Origin of the sequence: Bacteroides sp. HPS0048 (assembly GCF_964240755.1) — a bacterium.
GTDB lineage: Bacteria > Bacteroidota > Bacteroidia > Bacteroidales > Bacteroidaceae > Bacteroides > Bacteroides nordii.
Genome location: NZ_CAXSVC010000033.1, coordinates 36,618 through 57,934 on the forward strand (window position 1 = coordinate 36,618; position 21,317 = coordinate 57,934).

Annotated in this window: 29 protein-coding genes and 1 pseudogene; 10 read left to right on the forward strand and 20 right to left on the reverse strand. The window is 50.2% G+C overall.

The genetic code is table 11. The annotated features are described in order from the left end of the window. Position 1: 1 nt before the first annotated feature. The 8 genes from traJ (at position 2) to ACESQI_RS19760 (ending at position 5,822) form a co-directional block, all read left to right on the forward strand. On the forward strand, positions 2-1,015 hold the full coding sequence (gene traJ, locus ACESQI_RS19725; protein WP_005802642.1) for a conjugative transposon protein TraJ: 1,014 nt from the start codon (positions 2-4) through the stop codon (positions 1,013-1,015). 122 nt (positions 1,016-1,137) lie between these two features. After that, the gene (traK, locus tag ACESQI_RS19730) at positions 1,138-1,761 is read left to right on the forward strand and encodes a conjugative transposon protein TraK (RefSeq protein WP_304182478.1); all 624 of its coding nucleotides are present in this window, start codon (positions 1,138-1,140) and stop codon (positions 1,759-1,761) included. After that, positions 1,748-2,008, forward strand: a complete 261-nt coding sequence (locus ACESQI_RS19735) for a hypothetical protein (RefSeq protein WP_193759991.1) — start codon at positions 1,748-1,750, stop codon at positions 2,006-2,008. Before traK ends, ACESQI_RS19735 begins: the two co-directional genes overlap by 14 nt. 2 nt (positions 2,009-2,010) lie before the next feature. Further along, entirely contained in the window at positions 2,011-3,318 is a 1,308-nt protein-coding gene (traM, locus tag ACESQI_RS19740) for a conjugative transposon protein TraM (RefSeq protein ID WP_373126872.1), read from the forward strand. 50 nt (positions 3,319-3,368) lie between these two features. Beyond that, a complete protein-coding gene (gene traN / locus ACESQI_RS19745) occupies positions 3,369-4,283 on the forward strand; it encodes a conjugative transposon protein TraN (protein WP_008777983.1) in 915 nt (304 codons plus the stop codon). After that, positions 4,280-4,867 (forward strand): conjugal transfer protein TraO, encoded by a 588-nt coding sequence (locus ACESQI_RS19750; protein ID WP_258999102.1) that lies wholly within the window; start codon positions 4,280-4,282, stop codon positions 4,865-4,867. Before traN ends, ACESQI_RS19750 begins: the two co-directional genes overlap by 4 nt. Before the next feature lie 20 nt (positions 4,868-4,887). Next, positions 4,888-5,346 (forward strand): DUF3872 domain-containing protein, encoded by a 459-nt coding sequence (locus tag ACESQI_RS19755; protein ID WP_004288765.1) that lies wholly within the window; start codon positions 4,888-4,890, stop codon positions 5,344-5,346. After that, positions 5,343-5,822: a glycoside hydrolase family protein gene (locus ACESQI_RS19760; protein WP_007838806.1), complete on the forward strand. Its 480-nt coding sequence runs from the start codon at positions 5,343-5,345 to the stop codon at positions 5,820-5,822. The genes ACESQI_RS19755 and ACESQI_RS19760 overlap by 4 nt, the downstream gene beginning before the upstream one ends. Before the next feature lie 363 nt (positions 5,823-6,185). Here the strand turns inward: ACESQI_RS19760 and ACESQI_RS19765 are convergent, their stop codons facing one another. The 8 genes from ACESQI_RS19765 to ACESQI_RS19800 all read right to left on the reverse strand — a co-directional run bounded on the left by ACESQI_RS19765 (position 6,186) and on the right by ACESQI_RS19800 (position 12,886). Continuing rightward, positions 6,186-7,040: a hypothetical protein gene (locus ACESQI_RS19765; RefSeq protein ID WP_309574076.1), complete on the reverse strand. Its 855-nt coding sequence runs from the start codon at positions 7,038-7,040 to the stop codon at positions 6,186-6,188. Positions 7,041-7,159: 119 nt separating this feature from the next. Next, the gene (locus ACESQI_RS19770; protein WP_004288787.1) at positions 7,160-8,314 is read right to left on the reverse strand and encodes a hypothetical protein; all 1,155 of its coding nucleotides are present in this window, start codon (positions 8,312-8,314) and stop codon (positions 7,160-7,162) included. A gap of 26 nt (positions 8,315-8,340) precedes the next feature. Continuing rightward, positions 8,341-9,222: a hypothetical protein gene (locus tag ACESQI_RS19775; protein ID WP_215665305.1), complete on the reverse strand. Its 882-nt coding sequence runs from the start codon at positions 9,220-9,222 to the stop codon at positions 8,341-8,343. Positions 9,223-9,234: 12 nt separating this feature from the next. Beyond that, positions 9,235-10,470: a hypothetical protein gene (locus tag ACESQI_RS19780; RefSeq protein ID WP_036630502.1), complete on the reverse strand. Its 1,236-nt coding sequence runs from the start codon at positions 10,468-10,470 to the stop codon at positions 9,235-9,237. A 12-nt stretch (positions 10,471-10,482) separates the two neighbouring features. Then, the gene (locus ACESQI_RS19785) at positions 10,483-11,241 is read right to left on the reverse strand and encodes an N-6 DNA methylase (RefSeq protein ID WP_258999097.1); all 759 of its coding nucleotides are present in this window, start codon (positions 11,239-11,241) and stop codon (positions 10,483-10,485) included. 1 nt (position 11,242) lies between these two features. After that, positions 11,243-12,049, reverse strand: a complete 807-nt coding sequence (locus ACESQI_RS19790; protein ID WP_258999096.1) for a DUF4121 family protein — start codon at positions 12,047-12,049, stop codon at positions 11,243-11,245. Next, positions 12,036-12,314 (reverse strand): hypothetical protein, encoded by a 279-nt coding sequence (locus tag ACESQI_RS19795; RefSeq protein WP_005802666.1) that lies wholly within the window; start codon positions 12,312-12,314, stop codon positions 12,036-12,038. The genes ACESQI_RS19790 and ACESQI_RS19795 overlap by 14 nt, the downstream gene beginning before the upstream one ends. Before the next feature lie 281 nt (positions 12,315-12,595). Beyond that, on the reverse strand, positions 12,596-12,886 hold the full coding sequence (locus ACESQI_RS19800) for a DUF4120 family protein (RefSeq protein ID WP_117797148.1): 291 nt from the start codon (positions 12,884-12,886) through the stop codon (positions 12,596-12,598). Positions 12,887-13,215: 329 nt separating this feature from the next. Here ACESQI_RS19800 and ACESQI_RS19805 point away from each other — a divergent pair, with 329 nt between their 5' ends. Next, the gene (locus ACESQI_RS19805; RefSeq protein ID WP_117601211.1) at positions 13,216-13,560 is read left to right on the forward strand and encodes a hypothetical protein; all 345 of its coding nucleotides are present in this window, start codon (positions 13,216-13,218) and stop codon (positions 13,558-13,560) included. 60 nt (positions 13,561-13,620) lie between these two features. On the opposite strand, the gene ACESQI_RS19810 is transcribed toward ACESQI_RS19805, so the two are convergent. The 11 genes and pseudogenes from ACESQI_RS19810 to ACESQI_RS19860 all read right to left on the reverse strand — a co-directional run bounded on the left by ACESQI_RS19810 (position 13,621) and on the right by ACESQI_RS19860 (position 20,397). Beyond that, positions 13,621-14,331, reverse strand: a complete 711-nt coding sequence (locus ACESQI_RS19810) for a hypothetical protein (protein ID WP_036630517.1) — start codon at positions 14,329-14,331, stop codon at positions 13,621-13,623. Position 14,332: 1 nt separating this feature from the next. Beyond that, positions 14,333-15,034: a hypothetical protein gene (locus ACESQI_RS19815; protein WP_080707123.1), complete on the reverse strand. Its 702-nt coding sequence runs from the start codon at positions 15,032-15,034 to the stop codon at positions 14,333-14,335. An 18-nt stretch (positions 15,035-15,052) separates the two neighbouring features. After that, a pseudogene (locus ACESQI_RS19820) lies at positions 15,053-16,072 on the reverse strand (LPD29 domain-containing protein); the annotation flags it as partial. A 13-nt stretch (positions 16,073-16,085) separates the two neighbouring features. After that, on the reverse strand, positions 16,086-16,295 hold the full coding sequence (locus tag ACESQI_RS19825) for a hypothetical protein (RefSeq protein ID WP_033572541.1): 210 nt from the start codon (positions 16,293-16,295) through the stop codon (positions 16,086-16,088). After that, positions 16,271-16,570, reverse strand: coding sequence for a hypothetical protein (locus ACESQI_RS19830; RefSeq protein ID WP_033572540.1), 300 nt, complete (start codon positions 16,568-16,570; stop codon positions 16,271-16,273). The genes ACESQI_RS19825 and ACESQI_RS19830 overlap by 25 nt, the downstream gene beginning before the upstream one ends. Beyond that, entirely contained in the window at positions 16,567-17,166 is a 600-nt protein-coding gene (locus tag ACESQI_RS19835) for a hypothetical protein (RefSeq protein ID WP_033572539.1), read from the reverse strand. The genes ACESQI_RS19830 and ACESQI_RS19835 overlap by 4 nt, the downstream gene beginning before the upstream one ends. 47 nt (positions 17,167-17,213) lie before the next feature. Continuing rightward, a complete protein-coding gene (locus tag ACESQI_RS19840; RefSeq protein WP_033572538.1) occupies positions 17,214-17,711 on the reverse strand; it encodes a DUF4313 domain-containing protein in 498 nt (165 codons plus the stop codon). Between the two features lie 50 nt (positions 17,712-17,761). Continuing rightward, positions 17,762-18,013, reverse strand: coding sequence for a hypothetical protein (locus ACESQI_RS19845; RefSeq protein ID WP_005634966.1), 252 nt, complete (start codon positions 18,011-18,013; stop codon positions 17,762-17,764). Positions 18,014-18,082: 69 nt separating this feature from the next. Beyond that, the gene (locus ACESQI_RS19850) at positions 18,083-18,970 is read right to left on the reverse strand and encodes a hypothetical protein (RefSeq protein WP_044269158.1); all 888 of its coding nucleotides are present in this window, start codon (positions 18,968-18,970) and stop codon (positions 18,083-18,085) included. A gap of 3 nt (positions 18,971-18,973) precedes the next feature. Further along, positions 18,974-20,107, reverse strand: coding sequence for a hypothetical protein (locus tag ACESQI_RS19855; protein WP_033572536.1), 1,134 nt, complete (start codon positions 20,105-20,107; stop codon positions 18,974-18,976). A 14-nt stretch (positions 20,108-20,121) separates the two neighbouring features. Further along, positions 20,122-20,397 (reverse strand): hypothetical protein, encoded by a 276-nt coding sequence (locus tag ACESQI_RS19860; protein WP_007838828.1) that lies wholly within the window; start codon positions 20,395-20,397, stop codon positions 20,122-20,124. Between the two features lie 35 nt (positions 20,398-20,432). Between ACESQI_RS19860 and ACESQI_RS19865 the strand changes: the two genes are divergently transcribed. Next, a complete protein-coding gene (locus tag ACESQI_RS19865; RefSeq protein WP_229038421.1) occupies positions 20,433-20,615 on the forward strand; it encodes a hypothetical protein in 183 nt (60 codons plus the stop codon). A gap of 81 nt (positions 20,616-20,696) precedes the next feature. Here the strand turns inward: ACESQI_RS19865 and ACESQI_RS19870 are convergent. Next, positions 20,697-21,317, reverse strand: a 621-nt coding sequence (locus tag ACESQI_RS19870; RefSeq protein WP_155198433.1) for a site-specific integrase, incomplete at its 5' end; no start/stop codon positions are given.

A 21,317-nucleotide genomic window follows, 5' to 3' on the forward strand; every position in this document is an offset into this window, starting at 1 on the left:
CATGATGCCGTTGTCGATAGATTTTGCCAACCTGCACACCATACTGGCAACCCTGTATGACGAGATGCTTCCCCTTTGCGAGGACATGATGGACGTGGGCAAGGGACTTGCCGGACTGGGTGCGTTGTTCTACGTTGCCGTCCGTGTATGGCAGTCGATGGCACGTGCCGAACCGATAGATGTCTATCCCCTGCTGCGTCCCTTTGCCATAGGCATCTGCATCCTGCTCTTTCCCACGCTGGTGCTCGGCACGCTGAACAATATTCTCAGTCCCATCGTGCAGGGCACACACAAGATGCTCGAAGGACAGACGATGGATATGGAACAGTACCGGATCCAAAAGGAGGAACTGGAAAAGGAGGCCATGCTCCGCAATCCCGAAACAGCATATCTGGTAAGTGACGAGGAGTTTGACCGTCAGCTGGATGAACTGGGCTGGTCAACCATAGATACCGCCTCCCGGCTGGGCATGTATGTGGAAGTCGGGATGTATAATCTGGAAAAGAAAATCCGGGACGCATTCCGCAGCCTGCTGGAGCTGATATTCGCAGCGGCATCGCTGCTGATAGACACCGTGAGGACTTTTTTCCTGGTCGTACTCTCGATACTGGGACCGGTAGCGTTCGCCTTCAGTGTATGGGACGGATTCCAGTCCACGCTCGGACAGTGGTTCACGAGATATATTTCCGTTTACCTGTGGCTTCCGGTCAGCGACCTGTTCAGCACCCTGCTTGCCAAGCTTCAGGTACTGATGCTTCAGAATGACATTCAGGAACTGCAGAACAATCCGGACTACTCGATAGACAACTCGAACAGTGTCTACATCATCTTTATGCTGATCGGGATTATCGGATACTTCACCGTGCCTACGGTAGCAGGCTGGATAGTGCAGGCAGGCGGTGCCGGAAACTTCAGCCGTAACCTGAACCGTACGGCCACCAAGACAGGCGGCCTTGCAGCCGGAGCAGGCGGTGCCGTATTGGGGAATATCGGAGGCAGGCTGAGGGGCAAATAAACCCTGCGGAGCCTCCTTCCCATGAGTCGGGCAACCCAAGATGACGGGTCCGGTGACTTGTCGGAACGGGATGTTCCGTCATACCGGAAATATTTATTCATTCAAACCAGACATCAAAAAAAATGGAATTCAAGTCATTGACAAACATTGAGAGCAGCTTCAAGCGCATCCGCCTGATGCTGGCGGTCTTTGCCTGCTGCTGTGCGCTCGTTACCGGATATGCGCTGTGGAGCTCATACCGCTTTGCCGAGAAGCAACGCGAGAAAATCTATGTGCTTGACGGGGGCAAATCGCTGATGATGGCCCTTTCGCAGGACCTCTCACAGAACAGGCCTGCCGAGGCGCGGGAACATGTAAGGCGCTTTCACGAACTGTTTTTCTCGCTCTCACCCCAGAAGGATGCCATCGAGCACAATATCAACCGTGCCCTGCAACTGGCAGACAAGAGTGCCTATCACTACTATGTGGATTTTGCCGAAAGAGGGTATTACAACCGCCTGATTTCAGGCAACATCAACCAGGTGGTGCATGTGGACAGCGTGGTGTGCGACTTTGCCGCCTACCCTTACAAGGTGCGGACATACGCCCGGCAGCTGATTATCCGTGAAAGCAACGTGACCGAGCGCAGCCTCGTAACTTCCTGCTCGCTTCAAAACACAGGACGTTCGGATGACAATCCCAACGGATTCATTATCGAGCAGTTTACCGTGCTGGAGAATAAGGACCTAAGAAGTGCGGAACGATGAGGGGAAAACGCGGATTCTTCGGCCATGCGGACAGCCGGGTACGGCTGTTCTGCCGGCGGCTGACAGGAAAGCAGCGCATCCTTCTGGCAGGCACGGCCTCGTTCCTGCTTGCTGCCTCCTGCCTGTACTCGATTCTCTCCTGTGTATCCCGTTTCGGGGAGCCGGGCCAAAGACCGGCAATGGGACATATCCGTTCCGTCGTGTTCCGGCCGGAAAGAACAAGAAACATTCATTCAAACATCCATAAACATGAAAATGGACTTTCAGAAAATCAGGGAACGGCTCGGAGTGTCAAATGACAAGCCGCTGACTCCCGAAGAGAAGCGCCGGCGCGCAAAGTATATTGTCTATCCGTTTTTCTGCCTGCTGTGCATGGGGTTCCTCCTGCTGGTATTCAGCCCGTCGGAAAAGGAGAAGGCGGAAATGGAAAAAGGCAGGGGTTTTAACGTGGAGATGCCTTCACCGGAAGATTCGGAAATGGAGGGCAACAAGGTAAGCGCCTACGAGCAGGAAGCACTGGCAAAAAAGGAAAAATGGCGCAGGGGAACCTTCCAGGAGATGTCCGAACAGCTCAACAAGGACGATCAGGATACTGCCGGTCTTACCGCAGGAAAAGCAAACATGGAACTTCCGCCGGAACCGGAAAAGGGGAAAGCCCCTGGCTCCATCCGTTCCTCTGCAGAAGCCTACCGGAATATGAACCGTTCGCTGGGCAGTGTATATACCCGGAATGAAAATCAGCCAAACGCCGATCTGCTCCGCCGTATTGAGGATCTGGAAAAAGAAAGGAAGCCGGCGGAAGAACAGGCGGAAGGCCAGACCCTGGAAGAAAAGATGGCTCTGCTGGAAAAGTCCTACGAGCTGGCTGCCCGCTACAACGGGAAAGAGCAGGATGCTTCCTCTACAACAAATGCCCCAAACAGCCGGAAAGAACGGACGGCTGTCCGGCCTGTAAAACGGGTACAGAACCGGATGGTGTCATCACTGGCCCAGCCTGCAGGCAATGAAGACATTGCTTCCGGATATGCAGGCGAGAGAAATACCGGCTTCCACACCCCGGTAGGCAAAATGCCATCTTCCGGCAGGAACACCATCGCCGCCTGTGTGCATGGCACGCAGACCGTATCTGACGGACAGGCACTGCGTATCCGCCTGCTTGAGCCGATGGCAGTGGACGATCTCCTTATCCCAAAAGGTACGGTACTGGTCGGCGGCACACGTGTCGAGGGGGAACGGATGGGAATCCTGATCGAGACAGTGGAGTACAGAGGCACGCTGTTCCCGGTGGAACTCGAAGTGTATGACGCTGACGGGCAGCAGGGAATCCTTGTACCGAACTCGATGGAGTATGATGCCGCACGTGAGATTGCCGCCGGCATGGGCACCTCTATAGGAAGCAGCATCAATATCTCAACGGATGCCGGAGCGCAGATTGCCTCGGATGTGGGCAAGGGGGTGATACAGGGTGTGTCACAATATGTGGGCAAGAAGATGCGCACGGTGAAAATCACCCTGAAGGCCGGGCACCGGCTGTTGCTGCATTCTCCTGAAAAATGAAGGAGAAAAGGAAATCAACCATTTATTCACCAATCAACCAAGAAACACACATGAAGAAGATTCTGATGATGCTTGCCCTGATTGCGGGCACAGTGGCTGCATATGCGCAGCAGAGCAGCGGGGACTATTATGAAGGACTGAGCCGCAAGATCGGATTCAGCCGGATGATTCCCCCACACGGTCTGGAAATCACATATGACAAGACCGTACATATTATTTTTCCCTCTCCCGTGAGATATGTGGACCTGGGTTCGCCCAATCTGATAGCGGGCAAGGCGGACGGTGCGGAAAATGTGATCCGTGTGAAGGCAACCCGGAAACATTTCCGGAGCGAGACAAACATGAGCGTAATTACCGAAGACGGCAACTTCTATACATTCAACGTCAAGTATGCCGACGAGCCTTTGCTGCTGAATGTGGAAATGTGCGACTTCATCCATGACGGAGAGGCCGTGAACCGTCCGAACAATGCGATGGAAATCTACTTGCAGGAACTCGCCGGGGAGTCTCCCCGTCTGGTACGGCTGATCATGAAATCCGTGTATGAACAGAACAAACGCAAGGTCAAGCACATCGGCTGCAAACGGTTCGGAGTGCAATATCTGCTTAAAGGACTTTATGCGCACGGCGAACTGATCTATTTCCATACCGAAGTGAAGAACGCCACGAACGTGCCTTTCGATGTGGACTTCGTGACCTTCAAGATCGTGGACAAGAAAATCATGAAACGTACCGCCATGCAGGAACAGGTCATCTATCCGCTTCGTGCCTTCAACTATGTGACCCGTGTGGACGGGAAGAAGAACGAGCGGACGGTGTTTGCCCTGCCCAAGTTCACCATTCCCGACGACAAGAAGCTGATAGTGGAAATGTATGAGAAGCAAGGCGGCCGGCATCAGTCCTTTGATGTGGAGAATGAGGACCTGGTACGCGCAGAAACCGTCAATGAACTGAAAGTCAGATGAACGCCATGAAAAGAAACTCCCTCTTTATTATCCTCCTGCTTGCCCTCTTTACAGGGCAGGCAGAAGCCCAACGCCGCCTGCCGGGAATGAAAGCCGTCCGCTTCACCACTGAAATGGCCGACGGATTTTACAGCCGGGCAAACCGTCACGATGCAGGCTATGCCTTCTCGCTGGCTGTATCCACCTGTACCGGGAGCGGAAACCAGTGGATGTTTGGCGGTGAGATGCTGAAACGTAACATCCCTTACCGGAGTACGCATATACCCTTGTTGCAATATACGGGGGAAGGCGGTTACTACCATATGTTCTTTTCCACCCCCGGCAAGTCCTTCTTCCTGAACCTCGGCGCTTCCGCCCTGTTGGGCTATGAGACCGTGAACGAAGGAGACCGGCTGCTGGATGACGGAGCCGTTTTGCAGCAATGCGAGTCTTTCATCTATGGCGGCGCGGTAACGCTGGAAGCGGAAGGCTACCTGTCCGACAGGGTTGTCCTGCTGGTGCGTCTGCGTGAGCGTTTCGTGTGGGGCAGTGCCTCGGGGATCTGCCACTTCCAGTATGGAATCGGAGTAAAATACATTTTCTAACCTTAAAAGAATACATACCCATGAAAAGAAAAATCCTTGATTTTATGCTGACAGCCTGCTGTATGGCATTCTCCTTTCTTGGTCTTGTCGCTTGTGACAATGAGCTGGATATCAGACAGGAATACCCGTTTACGGTAGAAACCATGCCGGTAGCGGATGAGATTACCGATGGGGAGACTGTGGAAATCCGGCTGGAAATCAAGCCGGAAGGGAACTTTGCCGGAACCGTCTATACGCTAAGGTATTTCCAGCCGGACGGCAAGGGCAGTCTGAAGATGGAGGACGGAACGGTACTGAAGCCCAATGACCGTTATCTGCTGAACGAATGGAAATTCCGTCTTTACTATACTTCGCAAAGCGGCAAGGAATCCCAGACCATAGACCTCTATCTTGAAGATAATTGGGGGAATCTGCAACAATTGACATATGATTTTAATGGAAAGGATACGGATGAAGAAAATAACAAGGAGGCTGCATGAAAAGAATACCGGCTGTTATGATCTTCCTGTTACTTGTCTTGTACGGCAAGGCGGAAAATCCCCCGTCTGACAAAGATAAGGCGGTAGCCTGCATCAAGCGGTGGGAAGGCTGGCACCGGGGGAAAATGCCTTACATCGGTTACGGACACCGCCTGCTTCCCCACGAGACGCTGACCGAGAACCTGAGTGAGGCACAGGCAGACTCACTTTTGAGATGCGACCTTGAACGGTGTTTGAAGGTATTCCGAAAATATGGGAAAGACTCGCTCCTTTTAAGTCTGTTAGGCTTTAATGTAGGCTGTTACCGTCTGATCGGAAACGGCAAGATACCTAAAAGCAAACTGATTCAGAAACTGGACAGCGGCAACCGGGATATTTACAGGGAATATGTATCGTTCCGCTGTTATCGGGGGAAAGTCATTCCAAGCATAGAGAGAAGAAGAAAAGAGGAGTTTGAACTGTTCTATATTCCGTAGATTGCTTGCTGATAAAGGTTTGGTTGCTACGAGACGACCGAACCTTTTTTATTTGTCCGGTATGAACATATCCCTAACAGGGGATTGTAAAGTTCCATTCCACAATAAACCTTGAATACCGTAACAGGAAACAGATGGAACATCGGAATGTGCATGACTAAAGATCTGTATTTATGTCATAGGGCACATGAAACATAAAAGTCCCTTGGGCAGAATGACTCCAATTGCCATATTAGATGCATATTCCCAAAGCGGGCAGAATCAAGAACCGGGAAGTGGCTAAAACGGAAACGCCACAGGTATGATGTGATATACATCACCTTGTGACGTTTCTGTTTTTTAAGATGTATTTGTCTGCTGTTCTTACTTTTGCAGCAAGTATTCCCCTATTGAACGATACCGGTCTTTGATTGCGGCATTTTCATTGAATCCATTCAGACAATGGAGCAAGGCTTTCTCCAAAGTGGTGTATCTGCGGTTAAAACATTGCGGATTGTCCAGGCAATAGGCATTCAAGGCATATCTGTATGGGGCATATTCAGGATTATCCTCTTTTGTGATTTTCACATGCCAAGGAAAGTGTATCCGCAGAGTGAATGACCGTGTTTCCCCTTTTGTAATCCGTTCCTCTTCCTCCAGCATTTTTTTCACGAGGGACCTGTCCAGCAACGGATATCCATATTCCCTGTAATGTTTGATATGGCAGCAATACTCCGTTGCGTATTGCTTCAATTCTTCCGGTCTTATACCATAGTGTTCCCCATAGAAAAGCAGCACTTCCCTGCCTGTTACGATAATGGGCTTTCCGTCCGCTTCATGTTTAAATACCTGCCGTTCCATCTTTTCCCTGTCTGTCAGCAAGGCAAAACCGAAACATTCCGTAAGGGTGAAACTTTCCCTGCCGGGAACGGACAGCCCAATAAGCCTTTCCAATGTGTGGCAGTAAAAGAAAATACCGTCATCGGCCATACCGGTGTCCGGTGAAAGCATAATTCTTACATCCTTGACCTGACCGCTGTCCCTTTGGACAATCCGGCAATTCGCGTAATGTGGCTCACAAGCATTCTCTTTCTTGAACCTGTGGTATTTCTCCAAAATTTCGTTCCGGATTTCCTCCTTGTCGGTCAAGGCAACTCCCAATCCGCAGTTTTCGCACCACCCGTAATAAAAAGCTTCGTCCGTGAAGTGGTCGAACCCTTTTGTGTTGGGGTTTACCATTGCCTCACACCTGACATTGGCCGATCCGCATCTGCTGCACACTATATTATTTCCCATTGTTCTTCTGCTTTACAGGCGACTCACGGCCGCCCTTGTCATACAATTCGGTTGTTATTCTCTTAATTTATCTTTACCCGGTTCATCAGCTGTCCCGAAATTTCATGCAGTTCCCGGCAGCGTTCCGGCTGCTGTTCCCTTGCAAAGGCGGTGATTCCCTGTGTCAGTTTCCATAGCGTGGCCCCGCCTGTAACTCCGTCGTCAGGATTGTTGTTCATCAGCAGTTTCTCGACCTCACGTCCTTCGTTTTTCAACAAGGCTCCTTTCTGCACCAGATTTTTCAGTTCCTTGTCGAAATCCACGTCTATTTCCGATGCTCCTTGAATTTCGATGGCCTTCTGCATGATGGTGTCTTTGCTGTACAGTCCTTTGGTCAGGTCGGAAACAGCCGATACGGTGGTCTGCGTGTCCAGTTCGTAGGTCTTTTGGGAGAGGGACAGGGATTCCGGCAGTCGGCCTCCAAGGTGTATCTGCCGCATGACGGACTCCCTGACCATCCCGTTCAGGCACGCCCCGTTGAGCAGGAACGACCGCATATCGACCGATCCGTTGCCATAGTCGGATGTGGAGAAGCGTGCTCCTGCGAAGATGATGACCGTTCCGTTCTTACGGGTGGGTATCTCTATCGGAGTGGGCAGGATTGTCTCACACCATACTTTCGTGTCGTTCATATAGGCATCGGACACGACCGCTCCCTGTCCTCCCGCCTCACGGATGAAAGCGGTCAGGATATCCACCGAGTTCAGCCGACGGTAGGAGTCCGACAATACGCCCCGGACTTCCATTCCTACCGCCCGTATCAGTACCCGTGTACGCTCGGTCCATCCCGAATGCTCGTTCAGGATGGTGGCGCACAACTGTTTCTGCCAAACATCCCCGGCGGAAAGCTCGCGCAGGTATTTGGCGGGAATGCCCATCTTCTCCGAAATCTGGCTTATGGCGTTGCCGTGCAGGTTGAAGTTCCCTTCGGGCATTGCCATCTGTACCCTTCCTTCCGCTTTGAAAGAGATAACGGGGCGTTCCTTGCTACGTTGGCTTACCCCGATGGGAGCGATAAAATCCTGCGCGATCCGTCCCTCACTGAGCAGACGGTTGATGGTGTCCATGACACCGCCTTGCCTGCCTTCTATCATCCGCTGTACCTTGTTAATGACTACCTGGTTGAGGCCCTGCTGTTTCTGTACCGATGCAGTTGCCGGCATTACTGTTGTTTCCATAATACTATGTTTTTAATGTTGATGAATCAGAATTTATTCTTAGAGCTTGTCTTGGTTGTTTTAGCATGTCCCATGTATTTTTCTTCTGACAAACGGATATAATCCTCTTCGCTATATCCGGTCAGCCCGAACAGTTCATAATATCCGGGGAAAGTTTTTTTCCCCGCTTCCGGTATATGCATGCTGGTTCCCTTGTGGCAGCAGATGATATGCCGGACAAAGCGGTAACACTTGCAAAGATCAGCCACGACGGTATATTCGTTGTCCGTATGAGGTTCGTAATATCCACAGGAAAGATTGATACAGGATACTTCCAGACCGTTTCTTTTCAAAGCCGCCACATCTGTATTCAGTCCCTGTGCCGGCTTGTAGCCGTACTTCCGGAAATCTATAGCTGAAATGAACTCGTTGGAGCAGAGCTTCATCCCATTGATTTGTGTTACCATATCCCCGTTCCCTTTCCGGTCACACTGAATCACGAAACGGCAATCGGAAAAGAAGGACATATCGGCATGGCTGCTGCCTATGCATCCCACCTCCTCCTGTACGAAGAAGGCACATTTCACCGTCTTGCAATCCTCCAGGCATTTCAGGCAGATCCAGATGCCGTTCTTGTCATCCGCACCGATTCCGGTCATCCGTTTACGCTTGTGATCATAGCCGACAATCATCGAGTCCGCCACAAGATGGGCTGCATAAGAGCCTGTCTTGCGCCGGTGTACCTCATCCATGTGCGCCACGACACAGGGGTAGCTTTCCCGGTTGCCTTTGACCGCATAGATGTTTCCGTACCTGTCTTGCCGGAAAGGAATCTCCATCCTTTTGAGTTCCTCTATGATGAATTTAGCCATCTTCCCCTCTCTGCCAGAGGGGGAAGAAATGCCGTAAAGAGCCATTAGTTTTTCCATGATAATGATATTTTAGGAAATGAACAATTTTTCGATTTGCAGGTATCGTCTGAATTCCGGTACGGGACGCCCTTTACGAAAGAGAAAAGACGGATATTTCTTTCCTTTATATTCCACTGATAATCCTTTCAGGACTTTCCCGAATACGGTAGATACATAGTACATATCCTGACAGTTCTTGCAGAATGCCGCATCCGGGAAGATATGTATCTTCCCGCATTTGGGACATACATATTTTTTCCTGTTTGCACACCCTTCCGTGCTCCGGCAGGTGGCTATGCTCGTGTCGCCCTCCGTATTTCTCAGTTCCAGGTTACCGTCCGTCAGATGGAGGCTGTAGAACGTGTCGAGGTAAGGCACCCCTTTCTTGTGCCACCTGCAGGCGGGCACTTTCACCGTCAAAGAAACCTGTATATTATCTCCGGCCGCCCATTCCTGCCCCTCAATGGGATTCAGTACGGTGAAATCCGTCGTATGTGTATAATCGTTGTATCTGCGTCGCAACAGGATACCTGCCTCCTGCGCCTGCTTGCGGATCAGTTCGATGACGAATGCGTGTGAGGAATAGATACGATCCAGCAGGGAGGCGGCAATCGGTGTGTTTATTGATTTCCACAATGTTATCTCGTTCCATACAATGGCCCGTCCGACCACATTGCTGCTGTCATCCCTTGCCACGAGTATTTTGGCTCCTGCGAAATTGGCATAGAAATCCGCTGCATTACGGGCCTTGTCTTCATATCTCATACAGGAGTTGTGCAGGCTGGATTCGCTACCGTCAGATATGGGACTATAGTTGCTTTCCAGATAAGCCTCCATAAAATCGTTCATACTGTCATGCAGTCTGATTGTGACCTTGCTGTCCAGTGAGATGGCGCTGCAGAAATAGTTGATTTCATCGGGCTGGTACGGTCCCAGATTTTTGAACAGCTCGATAAACGTGGACGGTTCCAGATCTGTCCGGTTCTCCGGAAACCAGGGCGCCTGCGGATTGTTCCGGTCCGGGAAATTGGGATGGCCCAAGTCTTTGTTGCATGCCGTGAACACGATCCGGATTTTCTTGAACGTGCCGGCTTCCGTCCGTTTGCGTTTGGTGGAGAAAAAATTGTAGGACCCCCGTATGACTTCTTCCACCGGTACGTTCTTTTTTACTTCCGAAAGGATATCTTTGGCTATCACACTTCCGTTTTCCGCCGCATGGGTCAGGCGGGATTTCAATTCGTTGCTAACATTCAGTTTCATAATCATTCGGTTTATTGTTTATAAATTCTGTTGTTTATATGGCAATTGTTTCTTGCCAGGCTGCATTTGGCGCAATTTCTCTTTCCGCTTTCTGAGCAGGTCAACGGACATGTTCCTGCTTGTCCGATATTCCTCCTCACTCATCCGGCGAATGGAGGGAATGCCCGTCTGGGTCAGCGTATGGTTTACCATCCAGCCGTCCATGAAGTTTTCGGGGCAGAGGCTGTCATGGTGGATGACCTCACCTATGCAGCCATGTACGAGCATGTTGCAAACGGTCATCAGACAACAGGTACGGCTGACATCCTCTGCAACCAGATAATTACCCAGGTGGCGTACATGATATGCCAGCAGCAGCCTTCCGCTTCCGCATGTCGGGTCACAGATACGTTTTCCTGCCGCTGTCTCCCCCGAATCGGTACATAAGACCATCAGGTCGCAGATATCCGGCGGAGTGAAGAACTGTCCGTTCACCTGCCGACCGCTTTTGGAGGATATTGCCATGAAGAGGTCACCGAACGCATCAAACCATCCGCCGGATTGCAGTTCCCGCTGCATGAGCCGTATCCATCCGGTAAGCATTTCCATAAAATGCCTGTTCTGCTGCCGTTTGTATTTCCAGTCCATAAGGGGCGGTGCGCCGGGAGAGAACCCGTGAATGACATAACGCAGGAAATCGTTGAAAACGGATATCGGATCGTAGCCGTTCGAATAGGCGAAATCACAGACCATTTTCTCAAGCGGACGTATCGTCTGCGGTGTGTTGTATGGTACCATATTACTCTGATTTTTTATAGATTGTTACTATATGTCTTTTATGGTCAGTCTGTATCCTGACGGGAGAAATGCCAAGGAAAGAGAGATGGGTGTCCGCTTTCAGCATGTTCCATTCCCATGCGGGAAGTTCCTTCCATTCCATACGGTATGCCCAGAGTATGAACAGACCGGGACGGAATCCGTTGAAAAGCTTTCCGTGCAGAATCCCGACCAGCCGTTCCAGTTCTTCCCGCGAGTAAAGGGTGAATGCCTCATTCCGATAGACAAAGGCATCAGCCGGTTCAATATCCGGCTGACACTCGATAAGGTATCTCGTCCATTCTTTTGTGGTGTACTTTCCGTACAGAGGATCGGGTTCCGTGTATTTCCATGCCCTGACGAATGTGTGGAAGAGGACGGCACCGTTCCTGTGCCTTCCGGTATGCCCCCATATCCGGAACTGTTTGCTGCGTATGCCATCGGGAATCAGCAATTCCGGATCGGTTGTAACCCAAGGGCCTCCTTCCGTATTGTAACCGGTACACTTTTCATTTTCATGGCAAAAAGGTGTTTGTGGGAGAAGGCAGATATGAACTTCCCGGTCATCGCCCCTTTCAATGTGTGCCTGCGGATAATAGTCACCGCCACGGGTGATATAAGTGACAATGTCTCCTGCAGTCGGTAAACCGACTCTTTCCCTGTCCTCCCGCATCCTTGAAATCAGCCGGTTCACCTTCTCCACATCACATTCCTTTATGGAGCAGGCACACCCTTCATGCCTGTTGAGCAGAGTCAGACTTTCCAGGTCATAAAAATTACCGTACTTCATATTGAGATCGTTTTTGTTGATACAATTTGACCTGACGGGCAACCATGTCGCAGAACTTCTGTCCGTTCTCCTTCTCGCTTCTGAAATAGGCAATCATGTCCCAGAGATTCCGATTGAAGTAGCCGGTCCATTTTTCGTAATAGTGACTTCCATAGACCTTTCCGAACGTTTCCTCGAAAAGTGCAGGAGTCAGCCCTTCATCCCCGTGGTGGTTGTATTGCCACAGGGAGACAAGCAGCAGCTGGTTATAATCCAGTGTTTCCATATCTGTTCTTTTTTAAGTAAAACATCGGCCTACATGGGTAGGCATTTTTATTTCTTGATGTCTTTCCAGTCTGTTTTCCGGGGATTGCGGCAAGGCTTGGCGAAAGAAAATACCGCAGCGAAGCGAGGATGATTTTCTTTCAGCCAACCCAGCCCCTGAAAGGGGCCGCCTTGCACAATCAGCCCGGAAAACGGCTATCTTTACAGCAAGAAATGAAAAAGCAGACCTCGGATTCTCTGTTCTGAAGTCTGCTTTTCGGTCATTGTCAAGTTTCATGTTTTTCAGGTATGTATCTGCCATCCGTGGAACGGCTGCAATGTTACGGCAAACGACCTGTCAGGTATTCCATGATAGAGCAGACCTCCTACGATACCTATTCTTCCATCGGCATAATGCTGGGTAAAGCCGAACGAGTATGGGGCATGGTCATAGTAGAGTGAAATCTCACTGGGATAGTCAGAATTCCCTTCCCAACTCTTCAACCGTTCCAAGCACTTTTGAAGTGAGGTGTCACCAATGGATTCGGCATAGCGCTTTACGTTCTCGAAATGTTCTTCATTCAGGATTTTCATAACTTTGGTGTTTTATCTGTTAAACACGTCCGGCTCCGGGAGCCGGTATTTTTATTTCTCGCCTGCCTGACAGTCCCGTGGCCGTACCCGCAAGGTTTGGCGAAAGAAAATACCGCAGCGAAGCGAGGATGATTTTCTTTCAGCCAACCCCGCAGGGGCCTGACCTTGTACGGGTACACAGGACACGGGACTACCTTTGCAGGGTGGGAAATAAAATATACGGTTGTTTTTTGTTGTGGGATTTTGTGTGGATTCCTTAGATAATCTTCCTGATTTGTTCGCCATTGCCGGACAAATGCTGTATTTTTGCAATTTCTAATTTCAGGATTATGGAAAACTATGTAAAGAAAGCGGCGGATGCTTTCCTTGTGGAGCGTCCGTACGGTATGCGTGTGGATTACAGGAAGAAAGGATTCGTGCTGTTTAACCGTAACCTCAATGTGTTGGGAAATGCGGAACAGACCCGTCTGGAAGAACTGCCTCTGGAGCGGTTCAATGTGGAGGAGATTCCGTTGAAGGGTGAAGTCGTGGAGGAACACGCGGGATTTACCGATGTATTCTTCTATACCGATCTGACCAATCCCTATGCCGGATATGTACTGAATTTGCAAAAGCTTAAAGCCTATAACCGGTTGATGTTTCCGCTGGCAATGGCGCTGAACCGTGAATTGTGAGGCCGGAAGCCGGTAGCGGTAACAGCTGCATGGAGCAGACCGTTACCGCCCCGGATTTAATTATTTGCCCTCTTTTTCTGTTATGAACGCCAGATAGACGGACACGGCCTTATGGCATCCGGTAAAGTCCGGAGTCCGGCAGCCCTTGATTTTCCGGAAACTGACGGTTCCGTTCCTGTCAATGCCCCTCACATGCCTGTTGAATGTCCCTTTGGTTCTGATATGGATGTCAAAACCGTCCCTTCCGGTGATTTCAAGGAACATTTCTCCCGTGATCCGTTCCCCGTCCAGGAATTTCTGTTTCTGTTCATTGAGCAGCCGCTGATGTTGCTCTTCCTGCACTTTGCGCTCTTCCGCCTCTTTCTCCTTCTGCTCCCTGCGTTTCTGCTCCTGTATTCTTTTATATTCCTCACGGGCTTGCACCAGGGGGGTGGTGTCAAGTCCGAGAGCTTCGAACACGCGGACGGAGATCAAATTGACGAAGGCTCCTCTTTCCGCACTTTGAAGCGTATCCGCAATCCAGTTCCTGCAATAGGTGGCGGCTTCCTCTCTGCAACCTTCTCCCTTGAGGAACCGGCGTGAATACTGCCCGCTGGAGAAATAAACGTTTTCAATCCGGCAGACCACATGGAAACAGTCATCGTCTTCATTCCCGTATTCGTTCTTTCTCGACAGGGAGAGATATACATTCTCCGCGTACGGCTCCAGTTCCATATAAGGAGCCACGACGGTATTTCCATCAAACTTGTACTTGAATACTTTTGCTTTCATACTATCGTTCAGTTTGTCGGTTGTTGCATATTTCATCTATAATCTCTTTCCCGCTTCTTTCACCCTTCAGGAAGGCAAGGAAGCGCCTCAAAAAGAGCCGGGCACAGTCAGTTCCCAGCTGGAAGCTTTCACCGTCTTTGGTAGCACATACCGCAAAACGCCCCAGTCCGAAACTGTCCTGTTGCGGTACGATGTGGTAAGACAAGTCCTCGCTTGCGTTGATGTGCAACCCACGACGGAAAACATAGAAAGTTTTCGGGATTCTTCTGTCGGTATCGATTTCCATACGCTTGTAACCGTGATGTTCCAATAATCGGCCCAGTTCCCTGTTTGTCGGAATTGTATGTCCGATCCAGTCCGGCCAGCTTATATTTTCTATTGTGTGTCCGTAATTGTCATATAATATGTTGAACTGTTCCTGGTATTCATCGTAAAATTCCCCGTTCCCGTTGCACATTTCCTCCAACGCGATGCCGTTTTTACGGACAAGGGCAAGGTCGCCCAGTCCGCACGCGATTTCATTGAGCAGCGTGCGTTCCTCATCCCTGTCCTTTGCCGTTCCGTAAATTCTAAGCCGGGAATATCGGTGTAGCGCCGAACGGGACGGCATATCCAGTTTTTCCCATATTCCATCGTTTCCTATAGCCTGTCTGGTGTTTCCCGGAAGTCCGTACCACCACTTGTCCAAATTGTTTGTATCCATAATTTCTGAATCAGATTGTTTCAAATTCTGTTTTGAGTACCATGCCTGATACGCGGCGGCATACTCCTGACGTTCCCGTTCCAGGGAATTTCTCATTTCAGGGGTGTACCCGAGCAGGCGGATGTATCCTCCGTTATAGCCGGTGGGTTCGCACTTTATTCCGGCTTCCTCCAGTTTGTCGATGCGTTTTTGGGCCATTTTTGCGCTTGAATATTCCTTCGGCCAAAAATAGACTTCGCCCCGTGAGCCCCGTGAGCCGAAACAGTCTTCCCCCAGAATTATTTCCCCGGCATACTTCCGGCTTTCGATGATGCCGAAACGCGCTTTGCCCAATGCCCGGCGCATTGCCTTGTGTGCCGGACCTTCCGGATGCTTGAATACCTCCGGCTTGTCTTTGCTGCCGAGTTTGGGCGGTTCCACCTTGTACGGCTGTTTGTAACTTCCGATTCCGAGCGTCAGGTAAAAGTTGGTATGAAAATAGTCCGTCATGGGGGCGCTGTCATCGAAATTGTACGACATGATGAAATCGCAGATGTTCATCATTACATCCTTTGCCCTGTCCGTCAATGATTTGTCTGAATGGATATGATGGTGGTTGACATCGCCTTGAACTTTTCCGGACTCTTTGGTGAACGCCTCGAAATCCGCTTTCATCAACCGGATATGGATGGAGTGGCAATTCTCCCGTCTGGCAGAGAACTTGTATCCCGGATAGGTCTCCTTGAGCCATGCCCGTACCAGTCCCACGATTTCCGGAGCGTGCTGCCCCTTGTAATTGCGGCCTTTCCAGCGGTATTCGTTATACACATACCCGGTGTATTCCTTTGCCGTGGCTCCCGGATAGTCATATTCATATCCGGTTGAGGTCGAGGGAATATCCGGTTTTTCTTTCCAAGCCTCAAAAAGCCTTCCAAACTCGGTGGTCACCTGTTGCATGATTGCGGTGTCACCACTCTTGTCCGGGTGGTGCTCCAATGCCAGCCGGCGGTATTCTTTCTTCAAGTCCGCCAGAGAGTGTATGTTCTGAAAATAAGTCATAGCCATAAGTTTTTTATGCCCCTGCGAGGCGGTTGATAAAATATTCCCGGTAGTCAAGGTCAAGACCGAGGTTGAGACAGGCCGTTTCCATGTCATCTTCTCTCAGGTCGTCCGCCTCCTGCAATTCGCGCAGGTACCGTATTTCGGAGTCCAGGTATTCCTGTGCTTCCGTTTGACTGCAACCGCATGAGTTGCAGATCAGACTGATAATGTTTCCCTGCATGCTGTTTGATTTTTTATGTTTCTGTTCCTGTTTCTGAGGCCTCGTCCGTCATATATCGAGACGGCCCGTTCCACCAGAATCCTGCGGTTGTCTTCCGAGAGTTCCAGGTAGAACCGTTCCGCCGCGCCGAATGTGCCCTTGTCTGTCGCCACGCACCATTTTTTCCAGAAATGCGGGTACATGCCGCCATACACGGCTTTGCATTCCTCCTCGCTCCAGGCGTTCCACATGTAGTAGAAGAAACTGGAGACGGTATTTTCCGCTTGATATTTCATGGTTCTTCTATTTGTGATTCTACATTGTTTGTTTCTCTCAGTTGATGCCACACAGCCTCATACATCTCATGAAGCCAGTCTATGTTCTTTGCGCCGAGTTCAAACGGGCTGTGACACTGCACCCCGTCACCGCTTTCTTTCTCTTCGGCAAGGACGGTCAGGCTGTCCGCCGTTACCCGGAGTCCTGTCACCCTGCATTCATATGGTTCTCCGTTCTTGCCAAACCATATCACCCAGACCGGATCATAATCCTCTTCCGGAAGACGAATTTCTTTCATGCAGTGAGCATGGAGCAACTGCCGTATCGCGTCGATGATGTCCCCCCGCAGTTCCTTGATCCTGCCGCTGAAATCAACGGCTTCTGACGGTAAACTTCCTTTTCCGCCTCTTTCCTGCAAGGAGAGAATCCGCGTGTCGGGATGGATACAGAAATCCCACTCCAATACTTCATCGTCATCGCGTGTCGTGTGGATATCGCCGCCCAAAACAGGACCGCAATCGTCATTTACCATTCTTTTTGCTTCATCGCGGTCTTCTGCCGCTACCGTGTAAGTGCCCTCGAAGGAATACCTTACTCTTATGTCATATCTTTTCATGATTCTTTCCATTTGATTGTTGATACCAGATTCATTGCCCGGAAGGATTACCGGATATTCAATATTGCGCTAAAGGCATGTGGGTCAAGCCTGTAAAACGTCGGAAGGTTAAGTGTGACCATCGGGTAGCTTACCCAGCCGCTCTGACGTCTATAACCTGTATCCTCAGCCAATTTGTTGGACAGAAGGAACTCCATGGCATCAGGATTGTTGTTGATGTCCACGAATGCCCTGTTAGGCAGTGAGAATGCCGCCTTATCTTCCAGGTTAACCGTCAGGACCGTGTATATCTCATGGGTCACGGGATCTTTCAGAGACAATGCCGGCCAGCCGTTATGGTACATTTCAATCACGATTGAGAAACGGCTTTCCTGATACAGGAAAGTCTCTTCCATGGACGGATGGTCGCATTTGACAATTTCAAAATCATCCTCCCCTTTGGTAAATGTCACCATCGGATAGGATACATCGACAAAACATTCCTCTTCCCGGTAACAGAGATGTTCTTTTCCCTCTGAACGGATTATAGCCAATCGGGTGTTCATATTCGTAACTGGTTTTAAAATTATTGACTTGCAAGTTAATTGGCCGGCATTCACCTGCCTGTTTCTTTAAACGTGTGATTGTCACCGCCTGCGGACATTTGGGAGAGTTGCTGTCTCACCGCCTTGATTTTCCCGATCAGTTCGTCCTCCCTTCGGAATGAGGGGGTACATTTGGTACGCCTCATCCCGGCTCCCCAGGGGATGCCGCCGCATACTTTTCTCAGGCGTGCCTTTTCGCTTTCCAAGGCCGACTCCAGACGGGCCAGCCTGCGTCGCAACGATTCTTCGGTCACAGTTCTCATGATCTCATTGTTTTTTTAGTATGGTGACGGATCGGAAAGACAGTCACCATACCGTCGTTATGTGTCACGTTATATTTTAGCTTTTTCCCTTTTGATGCCTCTCAGGACGTACAACAGGTGCAGGAACAGCTCCCTGTCGTAAATCCGGAAGAAGAACGGCTCGCCTGTTTCCCTGACCGTTCCGGTAAACGACACGGACTCCCGGTTCACGGGATATTGGAAGAAGTTGCCGTTTGCCAGCAGGGTGTGCTTTTTCTTCATCACTTCGCCTAGGAACCTGTCCATATCGTCGTTTCCCTCATAGCCGGAGAAGTAGAGGAAATGATGACGGCGCAGGCTTCGCAGGATTTTGGCGGTTTCCAGCCTCACATCCCTGCCTGACGATTCGTCCGTTCCTCTCATCAGGTTGCAGATGAACTTTTTCTCGCCATTTATGTCAAGAAACAGATAAGGAACTATAATTATAGAGGCATGCCGTGCGTGGTTGGAGATGACCATCGGCTTTTCTTTCTGGATGTCTCCTTTGAAGGTAATGTTCCGGTAATGGTTGTCCATCTGCCGTTCCAGCTCCTTCCTTGGCGTGGTAACGGAGCGGAGTCCCGTGAAGTAGCGTCCGCCCGCCCGGAAGCAGAACCGGTAGATGTCCGCATGATAAGGCTCTCCCAGGAAAAAGAAATTCCGGGTATGGCGGATGGGGGGCAAGACATCCATGTAGTCGAAATATCTTTCTTCCGTAATCTCACTGAACGGGGCGCAGAGGGATTGCAGGTGGATGCGTATCATCTTGCGGACGGTATTTCCGGACACGGCTGTGAGACACGGGTTCTTTTCCCTGTCTCTCAGTTCCTCCAGTGTCTCATGGTGGTAGTCGCCGTGTATTCCGTCAGACATGGTGGTCACGCAGCTGCCGTCAAAACTGCGTGAATCGACTACGAATTTCAGTTTGTCGTTATTCATGGTTCAGATGTTTTGAAGGTTCAACACTCTTTTGGCGGCACTGAGGGCATTGGAGGTGAGCTGCCGTTGCCATGCCTTGTTTCTGGGTGACCAGCGGAATCCGGAGGATTTCAGTTCCTTGCGTCTGTTGTCTTCGGGAATCCTGTCAAACAGGATCTGAAGGCGGTCTTCCCCATAGTTCCATACAAGTGTCCCGCCCTCGAACGGCACTTCCTTGTTTTCCCGGCTTTGCATCGCTTTCAGCTTTTCGCGCATCCGTTCCGCCAGTTCCGGCAATTGGAAGAATTTGTTTCTCGGTGTGATGACGGGTTTCTTCACCCTTGCGTTATATTCGGAAATGAAGTCCACGGCCCTACGGACGATTTCCACTTCCCCGTGATTGGCCAGGGTGGATACCTTGTTCAGGATGCTGCTGACAAACAGGGCACGGCTATAGCCCCGGCATTGTCCGGTATCAATCCCGTGGATGGTATCGGCACTGCTCTTGATGTCGCGTTTGAGCGTCTGCCATGCCTTTTCCTGTTTCTCTTCCTCCGGTCGTGCGGCTTCCTTTTTCCGTCTGACGGTTTCAAGAACTTTTTTCCGCCAATTGCGGAATTCTTCGTAACGGTTCTGATAGCTTCTGTTCGTTTTTTCCTGCCTGTAGTAATCAAATCCGCTCCGTCCCGTCACCATCGGGTTGGCACAGCGGGAGAGGGCCGAGAGCTGGGCGGACAACTTTTGCCGGTAGGCGGCGATGTATGTATCCCGTTCCTCTTCCGGCATGAGTTGCAGGTCGTTGTGCAGCTCCTCTCCATAAATCATGATGTCCGTCTCGCCGCGAATCTCCGGATTGAAGGAACTCCAGGCGTATGCGTCGCAAGCCTGTTTCCACATATCATCCAAATAGGCAGGATGTTTGAATGCTACGGCTTCCCAGTCTTTGAAGTCCTTGGAATGCAATTCATTGTGATCTTCCGGATTTCCGTACAGGTGTACATAGTTGCCCGTTCCATGATGCTCCTTTCTGAAATGGAACGGTACGGGGGGATAGTCCGTACCTTTTTTCCGGATCATCGTGACCCTGTGTGCATTCTCTATGGTAAGGCCTGCTACTTGCTCTTCGCAGACCTTTGCTGTTGTTTCATTCATAATCATTACTTTTTTAAATGTCAGCCGTAAATCATTTCTTCCAGTTCATCGTCCGTCAACAGGCGGATCTCTTCGTCCGAACAATAGTAAGCGATTTCTTCGTCCAAATCGAATGCTGCCGGATCAAGGCTTCTGATGCCATCCAGCAGTTCCTGTTCCAGTCTTTCTACGGAAACCAGATAGTTCCCATCTTTGCCTTGCACTTCCCGTGCAGGATAGCTCATTTCCCGATAAACCAACATCGTCATTTCCGGATTGGCTTCCTGCTGTCCTTTGCTTGTCGTCTTTCTGTTCATACCTTTATTTTTTAAAGTTTGACATGATCGGCTCCATGGAGCCGGATTTTCGTTTTCTTACTTGCCGGGCTGTCCTTTGTCGGGGATTGAGCAAGGCTTGGCAAAAGAAAATACCGCAGCGAAGCGAGGATGATTTTCTTTTAGCCAACCAGCCCCTGAAAGGGGCCGCCTTGCGCAATCAACCCGACAAATGGCTATATTTGCAGGTAAGAAATTGAAAGGACGGCAGGATATTGTGATTTATAGATTACAAAAAAAGCCATCCCTAGGGGGACGGCTTAATGACTGAATTTGTATACTTATTGTGCAAGACGCTCCTTCACGTTGTTCATTGCTTCTTTCAGGCTGCTGTTCATGACCCGTGCATAATGCTGTGTCATACGTGTGGAGGCATGGCCGAGCATGACGGAAACATCTTGAAGAGGCACATTGTTGGCAAGCGTGACCGTAGTCCCGAAAGTGTGACGGGCAACGTGCGTGGTCAGATTCTTCTTAATGCCGCAGAAATCGGCTATTTCCTTGAGATAGCTGTTCATCTTCTGGTTGCACATGACGGGCAAACAGCATCCTTTCTTAATGCAGGTCGGATGTTCCTTGTATTTCTCCAATATGGCCAGGGGTACGGGCAGCAATGGAATATTGCTGATGGAAGAGGCCTTCCTACGGTGTTCCAATTTGACCCTTCCTTTTCTTATCCACCAGTCTCCGAGATTGTCCTGTACCAGATTCTCTTTGTTCAGACTGGCAACATCGGAGAATGCCAAACCGGTGAAGCACGCAAAGACAAAGACATCCCTGACCAGTTCAAGCCGTGGAATGGTGAATTTCTTTTTCATTACGGTCTGCAACTCGTCGTAGGTCAGGAATACCGGATCGGTCTCGTCCTGCTCCATCTTGTAACCGTAAAAGGGATTCTTGCG